The organism is Methylorubrum sp. GM97 (assembly GCF_024347855.1).
Classification (GTDB): Bacteria; Pseudomonadota; Alphaproteobacteria; order Rhizobiales; family Beijerinckiaceae; genus Methylobacterium; species Methylobacterium extorquens.
This window is the reverse complement of the sequence record NZ_AP025942.1, coordinates 2,778,343-2,795,126: the sequence shown is the minus strand read 5'-3', so window position 1 is coordinate 2,795,126 and position 16,784 is coordinate 2,778,343. Positions and strand designations below refer to the sequence as shown.

Sequence of the window (16,784 nt, the reverse complement as noted above, 5' to 3'; positions counted from 1 at the left end):
GCGCAATTCAAACGGCCAAGCTGGAAACAGATCGCCGAGCGCCGCAATCTTCAGCCGGCCTCATACCCCGGTCCGGCAATCCTTCAGAAAAACTTCGAAACATATCTTAAGGGTTGTGCGGGCGATCTGCTCTTCCGGCTTAAGGGGATTGGGGCTTTTTCCGTCGCCGTTTAGCATCAGTTCATTTTTCAATTGCTACCGAGGGGTGACTACTTCAAACGCCCTGCCCTATCCCGAGGTGCCCTTTCGGATGCCCGACGAACTGATTCGCAGTGAATTGCCGGATGATCCCGGCTCCGTACGGGTCGAAGCGGTAAAAGCCGTTCCGCGCCAGTTGGCGCTTGCCTTGCGGGACTACTTCGACCTGGCGGAGCAGGCTCCGTTGCCGAGCCCGCTCGCGGCACTGTTGAGACAGTTCGAGACGGCGCTCGCCGCCCATGGCGGAGCGGTCGAAACCATCTTCCGCGACGATCTGGTGAAGGCGCTGCCGATGCTGCGCACCTTCGCGATCTCGCTCACCGCCAACCCGACCCGAGCCGACGATCTCGTTCAGGAGACGATGGTGAAGGCCTGGGCCAACCGGGAGCGGTTCACGCCGGGCACGAACTTCACGGCGTGGCTGTTCACCATCCTGCGCAACCAGTTCTACACCGAGATCCGCAAGGGGCGCCGCGAAGTCGAGGACGCCGACGGCGTCCACGCCGGCACGCTGACCGCTCACCCGGATCAGGAACACGCGGCGGGCTTGCGGATGGTGATGAACTTGATCGGCACCCTGCCGCTGCCGCAGCGGCAGGCGCTTCTGCTGGTCGGTGCCGAGGGCTTCACCTACGAGGAAGCGGCCGAGCAGCTCGGCTGCCAGGTCGGCACGGTCAAGAGCCGCGTCAGCCGCGCGCGGGCCTTTCTCGTCGATTCCTTCGAAGGCTTGCCGAACGGATTGTCGGCGGCACGGGCCTGACCCGCGCCGCTCTGGGCATCCGCATCGCCCCGAGAGGCCGTCACCGGCCCTCGGGGTGGCGCGTCACACGTCGAGATTGGCGACGCTCAGCGCGTTCTCTTGGATGAACTCGCGGCGCGGCTCCACCACGTCGCCCATCAGCTTGACGAACAGGTCGTCGGCGTCGGTCGTATCCTTGACCTTCACCTGCAGCAGGGAGCGCACGTCGCGATCGAGCGTCGTTTCCCAAAGCTGCTGGGCGGTCATCTCGCCGAGGCCCTTGTAGCGCTGGAGCTGGAGACCCTTCCGGCCGAACGCCATCACCGCCTCGAACAGGCCCACCGGGCCATAGAGTTCGGTCTCGTCCCCCTTGCGGGCGAGCGTCACCGGCTCCTCGTAGATCTCGCGCAAAGTCTCCGCCCGCTCGGCAAGACGGCGGGCTTCCTGCGAGGCGAGCAGGGTCGCATCGAGATTGGCGACCTGCGTCACGCTGCGAAGCGTCCGGCTGAAGACGTAGCCGCCCTCCGAGGCCGCCCCGGTCCACCCCTTCTCGATCTCGTCGGCGATCCGGTCGAGGCGCTTGGCGGTTCGGTCGGCCAGCACTTCCGCCTCGCCGAGATTCTCGGCCACATCTTTGGCGAAGGCGCCGGCCAGAACCGATTGCTCGACCACCGAGCGGTCGTAGCGGGTGTGGAGTCCGTGCAGGATGCCACGGAAGGCGCGCGCCTCCTCGACCAGGGTCTTGAGCTGAGCACCGCCGAACTCGGTGCCGGAGGCCAGCCGGAGCACGGCACCCTCGACGCCCTGATCGATCAGGTAGTCTTCCAGCGCCCGCTCGTCCTTGAGGTAGAGGACGCGCCGGCCACGCTCGGCTTTGTAGAGCGGCGGCTGGGCGATGTAGAGGTGCCCGCGCTCGATCAGCTCCGGCATCTGCCGGAAGAAGAACGTCAGCAGCAATGTCCGGATATGCGAGCCGTCCACGTCCGCATCGGTCATGATGATGATGCGGTGATAGCGCAGCTTGTCCGGGTTGAAGCCTTCGCGGTCGGTGCTGGACCGGCCGATGCCGGCGCCGAGCGCGGTGATCAGCGTGCCGATCTCGGCCGAGGACAGCATCCGGTCGGCGCGCACCCGCTCGACGTTGAGGATCTTTCCGCGCAGCGGAAGCACCGCCTGGAAGGTGCGGTCACGGCCCTGTTTGGCCGATCCGCCGGCGGAATCGCCCTCCACCAGCAGCAACTCGCACTTGCTCGGATCGCGCTCCTGGCAGTCGGCGAGCTTGCCGGGCAGGGAGGCGATGTCGAGCGCACCCTTGCGGGTGATGGTCTCGCGCGCCTTGCGCGCCGCCTCGCGGGCGGCGGCCGCGAGCACGACCTTGCCCATCACCGATTTCGCCTGGGCCGGGTTCTCCTCGAGCCAGGTCGAGAGGCCTTCGTTGAGGATGTTCTCGACCGCCGGGCGGACCTCGGAGGAGACGAGTTTGTCCTTGGTCTGCGACGAGAATTTCGGGTCCGGCACCTGCACCGAGATGACCGCGGTCAGCCCCTCGCGGCAATCGTCGCCGGTGAGCGAGACCTTCTCGCGCTTGGCGATACCCGAGGATTCGGCATAGCCGGTGAGCTGGCGCGTCAGAGCGGCACGGAAGCCCGCCATGTGGGTTCCGCCGTCGCGCTGCGGGATGTTGTTGGTGAACGGCAGGACGGTCTCGTTGAACGAGTCGTTCCACCACAACGCCACCTCGACGCGGATGCCGTCGCGCTCGCCCAGCACGGTCACGGGCTTGGTCATGCCGTCGACCGGCTTCCGGGAGCGATCGAGATAGCGCACGAAGGCCTCGACGCCGCCCTCGTAGCAAAGCTCCTCGCGCTTATGCTCGGCATGGCGTGCGTCGGTGACGACGATGCGCACGCCCGAATTCAGGAAGGCGAGCTCGCGCAGACGCTTCTCCAGCGTCGGGTAGTCGAACTCCGTCATCGTGAAGGTTTCGGTCGACGGCAGGAAGGTCACCTCCGTGCCGCGCCGATCACCCGCAGGACCGACGACCTCCAGCGGCGCCACCGCGTCACCGTGGCGGAACTCCATGCGGTGCTCCTTGCCACCGCGCCAGATCCGCAGCTTCAGGCTGGTGGAGAGCGCGTTGACGACGGAGACGCCGACGCCGTGCAGGCCGCCCGAGACCTTGTAGGAATTCTGGTCGAACTTTCCGCCGGCATGGAGCTGGGTCATGATGACCTCGGCCGCCGAGACCCCCTCCTCCCGGTGGATGTCGGTGGGGATGCCGCGCCCGTTGTCGGAGACCGTCACCGAGCCGTCGGCGTTGAGCGTCACCGTCACGAGGTCCGCGTGGCCCGCGAGCGCCTCGTCGATGGCGTTGTCCACCACCTCGTAGATCATGTGGTGCAGGCCGGAGCCGTCGTCGGTATCGCCGATATACATGCCAGGCCGCTTGCGCACGGCATCTAGGCCCTTGAGCACGCGGATGGATTCCGCGCCGTAGCTGTCGGCGTGTTCGGTGTTCGGGGAGTCAGCCATGAAATTCCTCGGGCAGGCGGCTCGGAAGCCTTGTTTCGAGCCCGGACGGGCCGGGCATGCCTGCTATTTCCGTCTCGTCTTCATATAGGCGTTCCCCCCTGATTTTGCATCGCTTTTTGCGTCGGTAAAGCGCTGCGACACCGCGCTTTGTGACGTGATTCCGTTAATCCTCCGTTAGGCCTCGCGGGCCGGTCGATCACGTCCGGCCCGGATGCCCCTCGGCTGCCCGCGTCGCCGATCACCCTTGCAGGAAGGGGTTCGTCATCCGCTCCTGCCCGAGGGTTCCGGTCGGCCCGTGGCCGGGGATGAAGGCGACGTCGTCGCCCAGCGGCAGCACCTTCTCGCGGATCATCCGGATCAGCTGCTCATGGCTGCCGCCGGGCAGGTCGGTCCGGCCGACCGACCCTTGGAACACGACGTCGCCGACCAGGGCGAAGCGGGCATCGCGGCTCATGAAGACGACGCTTCCGGGCGAGTGGCCGGGGGCGTGCCAGATGTCGAAGGTCAGGCCGCCGACGGTGACGGTCTCGCCCTCGTTGAGCCAGCGATCCGGCGTGATCGCGCGGGCGCCGTCGATCCCGTAACTCACGCCGGTCTCGGGCAGGGAATCGAGCAGGAACTTGTCGGCTTCGTGCGGGCCCTCGACGGGAACGCCGAGGCGCTCCTTCAACTCCGCGGCGCCGCCGGCATGGTCGATATGGCCGTGCGTGAGCAGGATCTTCTCGACCGTCACGCCCTGCGCCCGAATCGCCGCCTCGATCCGGTCCAGGTCTCCGCCGGGATCGACCACGGCGCCGACCTTGGTGGCATCGTCCCAGATCAACGTGCAGTTCTGCTGGAACGGGGTGACCGGGATGATCGCGGCGCGGGGCGTGGCGGGCATACGGACTCGGCAGTTTGAGGATGAGGATACTGCGTACAGTTCTAGACCGTCGCGCCGGCAAGCGCCAATGCGAGGCGCCTCATCTCCGGTCCGGTTGATCCCTCAAAATGATGGATCGAGCGTCGCTCAGTCGCCGCGCGGGCTGCCTGATCCGGTGGCCTCCCTCAGGTGGATGCCGCTTCACCCTCAACCGGGATCGGGCGCGGACGGCCCACCTCGTCGATGGCGACGAAGGTGAAGGTCGCCTCGGTAACCTTCTCGCGGAACTGGGTCTGGAAGCGCCGCGCCCAGGCCTCCAAATGGATCTTCATCGAGGTGCGTCCGACCCGGCCGATCCGGGTGTAGACGCACAGCACGTCGCCGACCCGCACGGGCCGGATGAAGGTCATCGCATCGACGGCCACGGTCACGACCCGCCCCTGCGCCCGCTCGACCCCGGCGATGCCGCCGGCCTGATCCATCTGCGAGAGCACCCAACCGCCGAAGATGTCGCCGTTGGCGTTGGTGTCGGCCGGCATCGCGATCGTGCGCACCGTCAGGTCGCCGATGGGATGCTCGTCGCTAAAATCGATCGCATGCGTCATCGATTCCCCCCGTTCGCGCCGATTCGATCGCGCGTTGTCCGACAGCCAAGCACGGGCGCCGGTCCGGCGCCAGAGGTGGAACCGGGTCAGGGCATCAGGCCGAGAAGCTCCAGCCCGGCCGCGAGAAAGATCGCCGCGGCGCAGACGAACAGCTCGAGGGGGATGTCCTGCCAGGACAGGGTACGAGGCGGCGCAATCGCGCGCCGCTGCCGCGTCACGAGATCGATCATGGGACGTCCTCCGGAGCGGCCCGTCTCACGCGGACCATACTCGCTCGAACGCCATCCTATATCGCCCCGCGGGTTTTCGAAAAGCGCGGGACGTGATCGGCCGGTCCAAGAGGCAGACACGAAAAAGCCCGGAGCGGTGACACTCCGGGCTCAATTCGGAAACGATCGTCTTCAGAGGTCCGTTGGGGACCCCAAGAGATCCGTTCGGATCAATAGTAGAAGCGACGCGGGCCGTAGAAGCGACGCGGGCCGTAGAAACGGCGCGGGCCGTAGTACGGGCGACGGTAGAACGGGCGCGGGCCGTAGAAGCGGCGGCCGTAATGACGGCGCGGCCCCCAGCCACCGCCGTAATACTGCGCCTTCTCGATGGTCGCGGGCGCGGTCTCGGTCACGAGCGCAGCCGACGGGCCGACCGGGGCGGCCGACGCACCCTGCGGCGACACCGCGGCGAGGCCCAGGACCATCAGCGCGGCAAGGAGGAGTTTTCTGAGCAAGTGGGCATTCCCTCTTCGGCATTCGCGAACGGACACGCCGAACCCGGCGCACCGCGCGAGCGAGAACGCACGAGGCCGCGAAACGGTTTCGTCAAAAGAGCGACCGCAGGGGCTGTGAAAAGGGGGTCAGGCGATCTTCGTCGTCATGTCGACGACGGACGCCTCGGCGCTGCCCTTCACCAGTTCGATTCCGCGCTCGCAATCCTCGCGGCGAACATAGCTCTCACCGGAATCCGCGATGACGTTGCCGTTCTGGACGCGAAGGCGCCAGCGCCACTGCCCACCCGCATCACGATAGAGTTCGTAGCGCATTCCGCCTGATCTCCTGACAGGCCGTGCTCCGAACGAGAACGGCGCGGGATGAACGCATCCCGCGCCGAAAAGATCGATGTCAGAGGCCCGTTAAGACGCCGACGATCGGTTGCGTCCCCTCCCGCCCCGCAATGGGGCGGGCGTTCGACGCGGGATCGTCAGGCCGTCCGCGGCTCAGGTGCGCGGTGCGCGGTCGAGCCAGCCGATCGCCCGGCCGCCCTCGCCCCCGGAGCGCGCGGGCCGACCGTCGCGACGGCCGTCGCTCGGACGGGCTCCTTGCGGACGCGCACCCTGCGGACGAGCCTCGCCGGCCCGCTCGGGACGGCGCTGGTCCTGCCGCTGACCGTCGGGGCGCGGTGCGCCCGCGGCGCGCTGGTCCTGACGGTGACCCGGCTGTCCACCGGGACGCCCGCCGCGGGCTTCGTGGGCGCGCGGCTCGCCGCGTCCCTCGCCACCCTGGCCGCGACCGCCGCCCGGACGACCCTGGCGCTGGCCGGGGCGACCCTGGGGCTGACGCGGCGGACGGCGCGCCTCCTCAGCGGCGTTGTCCTGCGCTTCCTGGCGCGTCGGCGGCACAAAGCCCTCGGGGAACCCGCCGACGGGAATTTTCTGGCGCGTGGTGCGCTCGATGTCGCGCAGGTAAGCGCGCTCCTCGTCGTTGCAGAACGAAATCGCCTGACCTTCCGCACCCGCACGCGCCGTGCGGCCGATGCGGTGGACGTAGGATTCCGGCACGTTCGGCAGATCGTAGTTCACGACGTGGGTCACGCCGTCGACATCGATGCCACGGGCGGCGATGTCGGTCGCCACCAGCACGCGGCAGGAACCGTCGCGGAAGGCGGCGAGCGCCCGCTCGCGCTGCGGCTGGCTCTTGTTGCCATGGATCGCCGCGCTGACGACGCTGGCCTTGTCGAGGCCGCGCACGACCCGGTCCGCACCGTGCTTGGTGCGGGTGAAGACGAGCACGCGCTCGATCTTCGGGTCACGCAGGACGTGGTTGAGCAGGGCCTGCTTGGCGCCGGTGTGGCAGAAGATGACCTGCTGATCGACGCGCTCGGCGGTGGTCGCCACGGGCGTGACCGCCACCTGCACCGGGTTGCTGAGATACTGGTCGGCAAGCCCAGCGATGTTCTTCGGCATGGTAGCCGAGAAGAACAGGCTCTGGCGCTTGGCCGGCAGCATCTTCACGATGCGCTTGAGCGCGTGGATGAAGCCGAGGTCGAGCATCTGGTCGGCCTCGTCGAGGACGAGGATCTCGACGCCCTCCAGCGTCAGCGCGCGGCGATCGACGAGGTCGATGAGGCGGCCCGGCGTGGCGACGAGGATGTCGACGCCCGGCGCGATCGCACGCTCCTGGCGGGTGATGTTCACACCGCCGAAGACGACGGTGTTGGTGTAGGGCAGGTGCCGGCCATAATCCGAGAAGCTGTCGGCGATCTGGCTTGCGAGCTCGCGGGTCGGCGACAGCACGAGCACGCGGCAACCGCGGCGCGGCGCACGGCGGCTGTCGAGCGACAGGCGATGCAGGATCGGCAGGGCGAAGGCGGCGGTCTTGCCGGTGCCGGTCTGAGCGATGCCGCAGAGGTCGCGGCCTTCCATCGCGGGCGGAACGGCCTGCGCCTGGATCGGCGTCGGCGTGACGTAGCCGGCCTCTTCCAGCGCGCGGAGCACGGGCTGAGCGAGGCCGAAATCGGTAAATTGGGTCAAGTCGTTACTTTCAAGGCAGCGGAACCCGCAATCCGGCGCATCAATTCGCGCGGGACTATCAAAGGCGGGTCCATCGGTCCGGGAGGCTGCCCGCGTGATGGAGCGGCCTGGGGTGCATACACGTTGAAGAGAGGGGCCGGGGCACAACCTTGGAAAAGGCGCAAACCGTCACGCAGCCCCCTCAAGCGACCCCGTTCGGTCGCTGACGCTGCAGATGCGATATGCGACGTTGCACCTGCGAAGTCAATGCGCCCAACCTCCCGATCCCTTCGATCCCGGCGCGCGAGCCACGGAGCGGCCTCTCAGGGGGCAGCTGCAGATCCCGAGGTGTGAACCTGTCCAGCGAGCGGGTTCTCGGAACTGATGACAGCGGACAGGCAAAGTGACGGTTTCGCAAAACCCTTCGCAATTTGCACCGCCAAGCTTTTGCACCGCAGAACGCAGCACCTTTGCTATAAATTTTCATCAAGTCGCGCAGCGACGGAAGACGCCGTGTTCGGTCCGCTTCAATCCGCCGGAGCGCCGTCTATCATATGGAATAATCGTGCGGTAAAATTCCGCTCTCACAACATTTTATAGTTTCGAATAAAATCATCCCTGCGTCGGGAACATTGCCACGTCTGTCGGGGATGCCCGTTGGTCTGCTTGGCAACCACCAGGGCGGGAGTTTTGCAATGGCCACGATTTCGGGAACCAACGGCGACAACGTTCTCAACGGTACCCTTCAAGACGACGTGATTCTCGGTCTCCTCGGAAACGATGTCATTACGGACCCGGGTGGATTCAACCGGATCGACGGTCAGGACGGAAACGACACGATCACCGGCGGAAACAACGTCGATTACATTGCCGGCGGGCCGGGTAATGACACGATTTACGGTGGCAACGGATCCGACCAGCTGATTGGCGAGATCGGCAACGACACGATCTACGGTCAGGACGGCGATGATTACGCAGCCGGCAATCCCGGCGACGACGTCCTGTACGGCGGCCGGGGCAACGACTTTTTCGTTGGCGAGCAGGGCGCTGACCTCGTCTTCGGCGAAGAGGGCAATGACTTCGTCGCGGGCGGCGAGGACGACGACACCGTCTACGGCGGCGACGGCAACGACCTCGTCGACGGCGATCTCGGCAACGATGTCCTGTTCGGCGACGCCGGCAACGACGTCCTGTTCGGCGATTACGGCAATGATCGGATGTCGGGCGGAACGGGCACCAATACGCTCGACGGCGCCCTCGGCATCGACACGGCGGTGTTCAACTTCAATTTTGCTCAAGCTGGCGTGACGTCCGCGGGCACGTTATCGTCCATCGCCGGACAGAACTCGCTCGACACGGTCAAGAACACGGAAGTGTTCGCCTTCGCCGACCGCTCGATCCTGCAGGGTGACGGCAACCAGGCCGTGGACGACCTGTTCTACCTCAGCCGGTACGGCGACGTTTACCGGAACGGGAACGACGCCGAGCAGCACTTCAGCGATTACGGCTGGAAGGAAGGCCGCAACCCGAACGCCTTCTTCGACACGAAGGGGTATCTGGCTGCCTACGCCGATGTTGCGGCGGCCGGCATCAATCCCCTCGAACACTACCTCACCTACGGGTGGAAGGAAGGCCGCGATCCCTCGGCCCAGTTCGACACCAAGCAGTACCTCGCCGCCAACGGCGATGTCGCGGCGGCCGGGCTCAATCCTCTGCTGCACTACCTCGAATACGGCGCCGTCGAGGGCCGCGCGACGTTCAACGACGGCACCTTCGCCTGATCTCGGCGTCGAGGCCGAAATATCGACTAAGCAATCGATGCGGCCCCGCGTCAGGCTCGCAGCCGCGCCGGCAAGCGACCGGTCAGCCTTCGTCGAACCGGCTCATCCGGAAGACCTCGATCCCCGCCCCGTCGATCACCCGCACCGCCTCCGCCGCGGTGCGGGAGCGCTGCGGCACGCGGGCCCGGGCGAACAGGCGGCGCGCCCGCTCCTTTGCCCCCTCAAGGCTGTCCATCCGGACGGAAATGCGCTGCTGCACGCCTCCCGGCGCGCCGGCCTCCTCGGGGCCGAGCACTTCGATGTGGTAGGTCTCACGCACGTCGCTTCCGCATCCTCAGATCTGTCGTGTCGCGCCCGGCGGATCCCGACCGGTCGGCTTTGGCAGAGGCCACCGACGATCAATCCCGACCATCGCCGGGCCGGTCCCGATCGGCACTTACCCGAACATCGGCCCGCTGACAGTCCGGCGAAAGGGTCACAGCCCCCGCCGACCCGGTGACGCGCAGGCTTTCCGATCCTTGGACTTGCCGAAACCCCGCCGATGCCGGATGTGGTGTCTTCCCCGCGAAGACCCGCGCAGCGAGGACATTCATGACCACATCGCCCTTCGTCACGGTGGAATGGCTGCATCAGCGCCTGAACGCGCCGGACGTCGTCGTGCTCGATGCCTCGTGGTACCTGCCGGCGCAGGGGCGCGACGCCGCTGCGGAGTATCAGGCAGCCCACATCCCCGGTGCGATCCGCTTCGATCTGGACGCGATGAGCGACACCGAATCCACCCTCCCCCACATGCTGCCGCGGCCCGAGGTGTTCTCCTCGAAGATGCGCGCGCTCGGGGTCGGCGACGGTGCGCAGGTCGTGGTCTATGACGGGATGGGGCTGTTCTCGGCGCCGCGGGTTCGCTGGATGCTCCAGACCTTCGGCATGCGCGACGTCAAGATACTGGAAGGCGGCATGCCCGCTTGGGTCGCTGCGGGCTACCCGACCGAGGACGGCGAGGGCCGCCCGCGCGACCGGCGCCATTTCACGGCGCGGCTCAACAACGGCGCCGTGGCAGATGCGGGCGACATCGCCCGCGCCCTGGCCGGCGGCACGACGCAGGTGGTCGATGCCCGCTCCGGCCCGCGCTTCCGCGGCGAGGAGGCGGAGCCCCGCCCCGGCGTGCGCCCCGGCCACATGCCCGGCGCCAAGAACCTGCACTACGCCGCCCTTCAGGCGAACGGCCGCCTGCGGGACGAGGCCTCGCTGCGCGCCGCGATCGCGGAGGCCGGCGTCGATCTCGACCGCCCCGTCGTCACAACCTGCGGCTCGGGCGTGACCGCGGCCATCGTCGCGCTGGCACTCGAGACGTTGGGCAAGGAGCCGCGGGCGCTCTATGACGGCTCGTGGTCGGAATGGGGCGCCGATCCCGCCCGCCCCGTCGAGACCGGCCCCGCCTGAGCGGCGAAGCGCCGCCGCGTCGGGCCGGTGCATTCCGGGGATGCCGGCCCCGGCGAGGACGACACAGCGTTAAAGGGTGGTTAAGAGGACGGGCATAAGCTTGGCCGAAGCCGGCTGCCGGGTGCCCCATGGGGCGGCTCCGGGCGGCAACCCGTACGGCCCGTCTCGAAGGCTCGGAGGATACGGCTTGGGCAGGGGCCCCGAACGCTTGCAGCTCTACCGCCTGCTCGGTCACGAGATCGTCCGCGCGGTTCGCGAACGGACGGCACAGCTCACGGCGCGGCCCGAGATCCTCACCCGCGCGCGGGTGACCGGCCTCGTGATCGCGCCGCACGACCTGCGGACCAGCGACGCCTCGCTCGCCGACGACATCTATTCCGGCCTGTTCGTCTTCGCCGGCCGCTCGCTGGTGGTGAGCGGACGCTCGCCTTTCGACTACGATCCCCCCTCCCCCGAATGGGCGGATGCGCTCTACGGCTTCGGCTGGCTGCGCCATCTGCGCGCCGCCGACACGGCTTTGGCCCGGGCCAATGCCCGCGCCTTCGTCTCGGATTTCATGAGCGGGCGCGGCGAGGCGGCTCGCGCCAGCCCGGTGCCGGTCGCCTCACGCCGGCTGATCTCGTTCCTGTGCCAGTCGCCGCTGGTGCTGGAGGGCGCTGACCACGCCTTCTATCAGGCCTTCCTCAAGGCGGTCGGCAAGGGCGCGCGGGAACTGGAGCGCTCGCTGCGGCGGTCATCACCGCCGCAATCGCGCCTGCTGGCAGCGGTGGCGCTGACCTATGCCGGGCTGTGCTGCGAGGGCATCGAGCCGATCCTGCGCCGGGCCACCCGCATCCTCGTGCGCGAACTCGAAGCGCAGATCCTGCCGGACGGCGGCCACCGATCCCGCGATCCGCGCTTTGCCATGGAGCTGCTGCTCGATCTGCTGCCCCTGCGCCAGAGCTTCCTCAGCCGCAGCGTCGATCCGCCGGAAGCGCTCCTGCGCGCCGTCGACCGGATGCTGCCGGCGCTGCGCCTCCTGCGGCACGGCGATGCCTCGCTCAGCCACTTCAACGGCATGGGCGTGACGGCGGCCGACCATCTCGCCACGCTGCTGGTCTATGACGGGGCCGGCACCGAGCCGCTGATGTACGCCTCCCATTCCGGCTACGCCCGGCTCGAACTGGGACGGGTCGTGCTCGTCTGCGATGTCGGCGCGCCGCCGCCGATGGACCAGTCGCGTGAGGCTGCCGCCGGCTGCCTCTCCTTCGAACTGACGAGCGGGGCGCAGCGCATCGTCGTCAATTGCGGCAGTCCCGCGAGCGGCGGCGAGCTGCGCCGGGCAGCGCGGAGCACCGCCGCACACTCGACGGCGACAGTCGCCGACACCTCTTCCTGCCGCTTCCTCGACGAGCCGGAGGATTGGTGGATCAGCCGGATCGCTGCCCGCTGGCTGCTCTATCGCCGCGGCCCCGTGGTCCTGCGCGGTCCCGGTCCGGTCGCGGTCGAGCGGCGCACGGAGAACGGGGCCGCGGTCCTGGCCGCGCGCCATGACGGCTACGTCACCGAATTCGGCATCCTGCACGAGCGCCGCTGGCGCCTCTCCGACAGCCCCGTGCGGCTGGCGGGCGAGGACGCGTTCCGGCGCGACAGCAAGCGCCCGCGCTCGCGGCCCCAGCCGGTGGCGGTGCGCTTCCATCTCCACACCGCCGTCGCGACGCAGCCTCAGGACGACGGCAGCGTGATGCTGGGCCTGCCGACCGGCGAGCGCTGGCGCTTCACGGTGGAGGGTGCGACGGCGGCGATCGAGGAGAGCGTCTATTTCGCGGGCGTCGTCGGAGCGCGGCGGACCGCGCAGATTGTCTTACACCTGACGGTGGATGAGGACGCGCTGGTGCGCTGGCAGATCGAGCAGGTCTGACTCCAATTGCGGAGCCGCGGGCTTCCGCCGGATGCACGGGAGCCCCCGATGACGGCTTCGGTGCCGCTCGGCAGGACGCGGCTCTTAAGTGTAGCGGTTGAAACACTCGCCTCTGTAGCCGGACATCGTCCGCTTCAACTGGCCGCCCCGGCCGGTTCCGTGCTACCGCGCGCGCAAATTCCCTCACTGACGACACAGGCGATCCCCATGCCGCGCGACCAGATCCGGGTCACCCGCGCCCTCCTTTCCGTTTCGGACAAGACTGGGCTCACGGATTTCGCTGCGGCGCTGAGCAAGCGCGGCGTCGAACTGGTCTCGACCGGCGGCACCCACCGCGCGTTGACCGAAGCGGGTCTTGCCGTCCGGGAAGTCTCCGAGCTGACGCGCTTTCCTGAGATGATGGACGGCCGGGTGAAGACGCTGCATCCGGCGGTTCATGGCGGCCTGCTCGCGGTGCGCGACAACCCGAGCATCAGGCGGCTTTGGCCGCCCACGGCATCGACGCGATCGACCTGCTCGTGGTCAACCTCTACCCGTTCGAGGAAACGTTGAAGGCCGGCAAGGCCTATGACGACTGCGTCGAGAACATCGATGTCGGCGGCCCGGCGATGATCCGCGCGGCGGCCAAGAACCATGCCGACGTCGCCGTGGTGGTGGATGTTTCGGATTACGGCGCCATCCTCGCCGAACTCGCGGAGCATGACGGCAACCTCACCGCCACGACCCGCCGCCGGCTGGCGCAGAAGGCGTTTTCGCGCACCGCCTCCTACGACGCGGCGATCGCCAACTGGCTCGCCGAGGTCGAGGGACGCGACAAGGCCCCGACTTTCAAGGCGCTCGGCGGAACGCTCGCCCAGAGCCTGCGCTACGGCGAGAACCCGCACCAATCGGCTGCCTTCTACCGCCTGCCCGGCACCCTGCGCCCCGGCATCGCCACCGCCCGGCAGGCCCAGGGCAAGGAACTGTCCTACAACAACCTCAACGACACCGACGCCGCATACGAATGCGTCGCCGAGTTCGACCCCGCCCGCACGGCGGCGGTGGCGATCATCAAGCACGCCAATCCCTGCGGCGTGGCAGAAGGGCCGGATCTGCTGGCGGCCTATGAGCAGGCGCTGGCCTGCGACCCGACCTCGGCCTTCGGCGGCATCGTCGCCCTCAACCGGCCTCTCGACGCCGAGGCCGCGAGAAAGATCGTCGAGATCTTCACCGAGGTCATCATCGCCCCCGACGCCTCCGAGGAGGCGCTCGCCATCGTCGGCGCCAAGAAGAACCTGCGGCTGCTGCTCGCCGGCGGCCTCGCCGATCCGCGGGCGAAGGGCGAGGTCATCCGCACCGTGGCGGGCGGCTTCCTGGTCCAGGGCCGGGATGCGCTCAGCGTGGACGACATGGACCTGAAGGTCGTGACCAAGCGCGCCCCGAGCGAGGCGGAACTCGCCGACATGCGCTTCGCCTATCGGGTCGCCAAGCACGTGAAGTCGAACGCGATCGTCTACGCCAAGGGCGGCGCCACGGTCGGCATCGGCGCCGGGCAGATGTCGCGGGTGGATTCCTCGATCACCGCCGCGCGTAAGGCGGCGGAAGCGGCGCAGCGCCTCGGCCTGTCCGAGAGCCTCGCCAAGGGTTCGGCGGTGGCCTCCGACGCCTTCTTCCCCTTCGCCGACGGCCTGCTCGCCGCCGCCGAGGCCGGTGCCACCGCCGTGATCCAGCCCGGCGGCTCGATGCGCGACGATGAGGTGATCCGGGCCGCCGACGAGGCCGGGCTCGCCATGGTGTTCACCGGCGTGCGCCACTTCCGGCACTAGAGATGTATCCGACCTGATCGCATCAGGCCGCTGTCTCTAAACTCCTGTTTTGACGCGCTTTCCCATGCCGAACCGACATCCACCTCGTCGGAAAGCGCTTTAAGGCGGCGCGCTCGGCACATCCCTCGACGGGAGCCGGGGCGGCTTCCGAAATGAAAAAGGCCCCGCCTCTCGGCGGGGCCTTTTCCGTATGGTCCGTCGGCTCCGAAACTGTCAGGACAGGATGTCCCGGTCCTTGGTCTCGGGGATGAAGATCAGGCCGATCACGAAGGTGAAGAGCGCGATCACGATCGGGTACCAGAGGCCGAAATAGATGTCGCCGGTCTGGGCCACCATCGCGAAGGCGGTGGCGGGCAGAAGGCCGCCGAACCAGCCGTTACCGATGTGGTAGGGCAGCGACATCGAGGTGTAGCGGATCCGGGTCGGGAACAGCTCCACCAGCGCGGCGGCGATCGGGCCGTAGACCATCGTCACGTAGAGGACGAGGATCGTCAGGATGCCGACGACCGCGAGCTTCTGACCCGTGAAGATGTCGATCGGGTTCGCGGCCTTGATCACGGTCGGATTGGCTGACGCGGACGGGTAACCCGCCTCGGTCAGCGCCGCCGGCACCGCCTTGGCGAAGTTTGGATCGGCGACGGGGAAGTCCTTACCCTTGATGCTGACCACGGTCGGCGTACCGGCCGGCTGGTTCTCGGTGGTGTAGTTCACGGCGGAGCGGGCGAGCAGCGCCTTGGCGACGTCGCACTCCTTGGTGAACTTGGCGGTACCGACCGGATTGAACTGGAACGAGCAATCGTCCTTGTTCGTCTTCACCACCACCGGCACGTTCGCCTGGGCCGCGTGCAGGGCCGGGTTGGCCTGGGCGGTCAGCATGTTGAACAGCGGGAAGTAGGTGAGCGCCGCAATCAGGCAGCCGCCGAGGATGATCGGCTTGCGGCCGATCCGGTCCGAGAGGCTGCCGAAGAACAGGAAGCCGCCGGTGGCCAGAATCAGCGACCAAGCGATCATGATGTTGGCCGTGAACTGATCGACCTTCAGGATGCTCTGAAGGAAGAACAGCGCGTAGAACTGGCCGGTGTACCAGACCACGGCCTGACCGGCGGTGAGGCCGAGCAGGGCCAGCAGCGCCCACTTGGCGTTCTTCCACTGACCGAAGGCTTCCGAGAGCGGCGCCTTGGAGTGGGTGCCCTCCTCCTTCATCTTCTTGAAGGCCGGGCTCTCCTGCATCTGCAGGCGGATCCAGACCGAGATGGCGAGCAGCACCACCGAGACGAGGAACGGAATGCGCCAGCCCCAGACCTGGAAGGCCGTCAGCGTGGTCGTGGTCCCGTCCGCGTTGGTCACCGTGGTCGCCGGATAGGCGCTGTTCACGTAGCCTTGCGTCGAGAGGATGATGATCAGCGAGAGCAGCAGGCCGAGCGTCGCGGTGGTCTGAATGAAGGCGGTATAGAAGCCGCGCCGTCCCGCCGGAGCGTGTTCGGCCACGTAGACCGCCGCGCCGCCGTACTCGCCGCCGAGCGCGAGACCCTGGAGCATGCGCAGCGCCAGCAGCGTCACCGGCGCAATCCAGCCGACATTGTAGGCCGCGAGGGTCGTATAGGAGGGCAGAAGGCCGACCGCGAAGGTCGAGATGCCCATGATCAGGATGGTGACGAGGAAGGTGTACTTACGACCGACCATGTCGCCGAGCCGGCCGAACACCAGTGCGCCGAACGGGCGCACAAGGAAGCCTGCGGCGAAGGCCAACAATGCGAAGATGTTGCGGGTCGCCTCCGGGTATGCGGAGAAGAACTGCGCGCCGATGATCGCGGCGAGCGAGCCGTATAGATAGAAATCGTACCACTCGAAAACGGTCCCGAGCGAGGAGGCCATGATGACCTTCTTCTCACCCGCAGTCATCGGCCTGACTGCGTCCCCGGACCGCGGTATTGCGGTTGCCCCAGCCATCTCTGTCGTTCCTCCAGGTCACACGTGCAGGTCACACGCGCGCGGGCGTCCGGTTCGCCGGCTTCAACCCGCTCCATGCGCTCGGCGCATGCACACGCATGTGTTACCGCATGCCTTGAAGCTGCCCAATAGGTAAATCGCGGTGCAGGCTGCGTAGTTGACAGAATTCGGGCGGCGGTAACGGGCGAAGACTTGGCGGACGCAAAAAGGGCGCAGCCTCGTCGGCTGCGCCCTCTACGGTTGGCCTACG

General features: G+C 67.6%; 13 protein-coding genes and 1 pseudogene. 5 read left to right on the top strand and 9 right to left on the bottom strand.

Annotated elements, in window-relative coordinates; genetic code table 11:
• Positions 1–250 precede the first annotated feature (250 nt).
• Complete coding sequence (locus MSPGM_RS12840; RefSeq protein WP_003600731.1) at positions 251–958, top strand: sigma-70 family RNA polymerase sigma factor; 708 nt, start codon at positions 251–253, stop codon at positions 956–958.
• Positions 959–1,021: 63 nt separating this feature from the next.
• Here MSPGM_RS12840 and gyrB read toward each other — a convergent pair whose 3' ends face one another.
• The 7 genes from gyrB to MSPGM_RS12805 all read right to left on the bottom strand — a co-directional run bounded on the left by gyrB (position 1,022) and on the right by MSPGM_RS12805 (position 7,679).
• On the bottom strand, positions 1,022–3,469 hold the full coding sequence (gene gyrB, locus MSPGM_RS12835) for a DNA topoisomerase (ATP-hydrolyzing) subunit B (RefSeq protein ID WP_003600732.1): 2,448 nt from the start codon (positions 3,467–3,469) through the stop codon (positions 1,022–1,024).
• A 238-nt stretch (positions 3,470–3,707) separates the two neighbouring features.
• Positions 3,708–4,352 (bottom strand): MBL fold metallo-hydrolase, encoded by a 645-nt coding sequence (locus tag MSPGM_RS12830; RefSeq protein WP_003600734.1) that lies wholly within the window; start codon positions 4,350–4,352, stop codon positions 3,708–3,710.
• Positions 4,353–4,516: 164 nt separating this feature from the next.
• Positions 4,517–4,936, bottom strand: a complete 420-nt coding sequence (locus MSPGM_RS12825; RefSeq protein WP_261925662.1) for an acyl-CoA thioesterase — start codon at positions 4,934–4,936, stop codon at positions 4,517–4,519.
• An 86-nt stretch (positions 4,937–5,022) separates the two neighbouring features.
• Complete coding sequence (locus MSPGM_RS12820; protein ID WP_003600739.1) at positions 5,023–5,166, bottom strand: hypothetical protein; 144 nt, start codon at positions 5,164–5,166, stop codon at positions 5,023–5,025.
• Between the two features lie 209 nt (positions 5,167–5,375).
• Positions 5,376–5,660, bottom strand: a complete 285-nt coding sequence (locus tag MSPGM_RS12815; protein WP_003600741.1) for a hypothetical protein — start codon at positions 5,658–5,660, stop codon at positions 5,376–5,378.
• Between the two features lie 126 nt (positions 5,661–5,786).
• Positions 5,787–5,972, bottom strand: coding sequence for a YegP family protein (locus MSPGM_RS12810; RefSeq protein WP_003600744.1), 186 nt, complete (start codon positions 5,970–5,972; stop codon positions 5,787–5,789).
• 174 nt (positions 5,973–6,146) lie between these two features.
• Positions 6,147–7,679, bottom strand: coding sequence for a DEAD/DEAH box helicase (locus tag MSPGM_RS12805; protein WP_012253975.1), 1,533 nt, complete (start codon positions 7,677–7,679; stop codon positions 6,147–6,149).
• A 674-nt stretch (positions 7,680–8,353) separates the two neighbouring features.
• Between MSPGM_RS12805 and MSPGM_RS12800 the strand changes: the two genes are divergently transcribed.
• Entirely contained in the window at positions 8,354–9,439 is a 1,086-nt protein-coding gene (locus MSPGM_RS12800) for a calcium-binding protein (RefSeq protein ID WP_012253974.1), read from the top strand.
• Between the two features lie 82 nt (positions 9,440–9,521).
• On the opposite strand, the gene MSPGM_RS12795 is transcribed toward MSPGM_RS12800, so the two are convergent.
• Positions 9,522–9,758, bottom strand: a complete 237-nt coding sequence (locus tag MSPGM_RS12795; RefSeq protein ID WP_003606795.1) for a hypothetical protein — start codon at positions 9,756–9,758, stop codon at positions 9,522–9,524.
• A gap of 272 nt (positions 9,759–10,030) precedes the next feature.
• Here MSPGM_RS12795 and sseA point away from each other — a divergent pair, with 272 nt between their 5' ends.
• The 3 genes and pseudogenes from sseA to purH all read left to right on the top strand — a co-directional run bounded on the left by sseA (position 10,031) and on the right by purH (position 14,584).
• Positions 10,031–10,879 carry a 3-mercaptopyruvate sulfurtransferase gene (sseA, locus tag MSPGM_RS12790; protein WP_012752889.1) on the top strand — a complete coding sequence of 283 codons (849 nt, stop codon included), beginning with the start codon at positions 10,031–10,033 and terminating at the stop codon, positions 10,877–10,879.
• Positions 10,880–11,066: 187 nt separating this feature from the next.
• Positions 11,067–12,779: a heparinase II/III family protein gene (locus MSPGM_RS12785; RefSeq protein WP_003597386.1), complete on the top strand. Its 1,713-nt coding sequence runs from the start codon at positions 11,067–11,069 to the stop codon at positions 12,777–12,779.
• Between the two features lie 207 nt (positions 12,780–12,986).
• Positions 12,987–14,584: pseudogene (gene purH, locus MSPGM_RS12780) on the top strand (bifunctional phosphoribosylaminoimidazolecarboxamide formyltransferase/IMP cyclohydrolase).
• A 213-nt stretch (positions 14,585–14,797) separates the two neighbouring features.
• Here the strand turns inward: purH and MSPGM_RS12775 are convergent.
• Positions 14,798–16,534: an MFS transporter gene (locus MSPGM_RS12775; RefSeq protein WP_003597384.1), complete on the bottom strand. Its 1,737-nt coding sequence runs from the start codon at positions 16,532–16,534 to the stop codon at positions 14,798–14,800.
• Between the last annotated feature and the right edge of the window lie 250 nt (positions 16,535–16,784).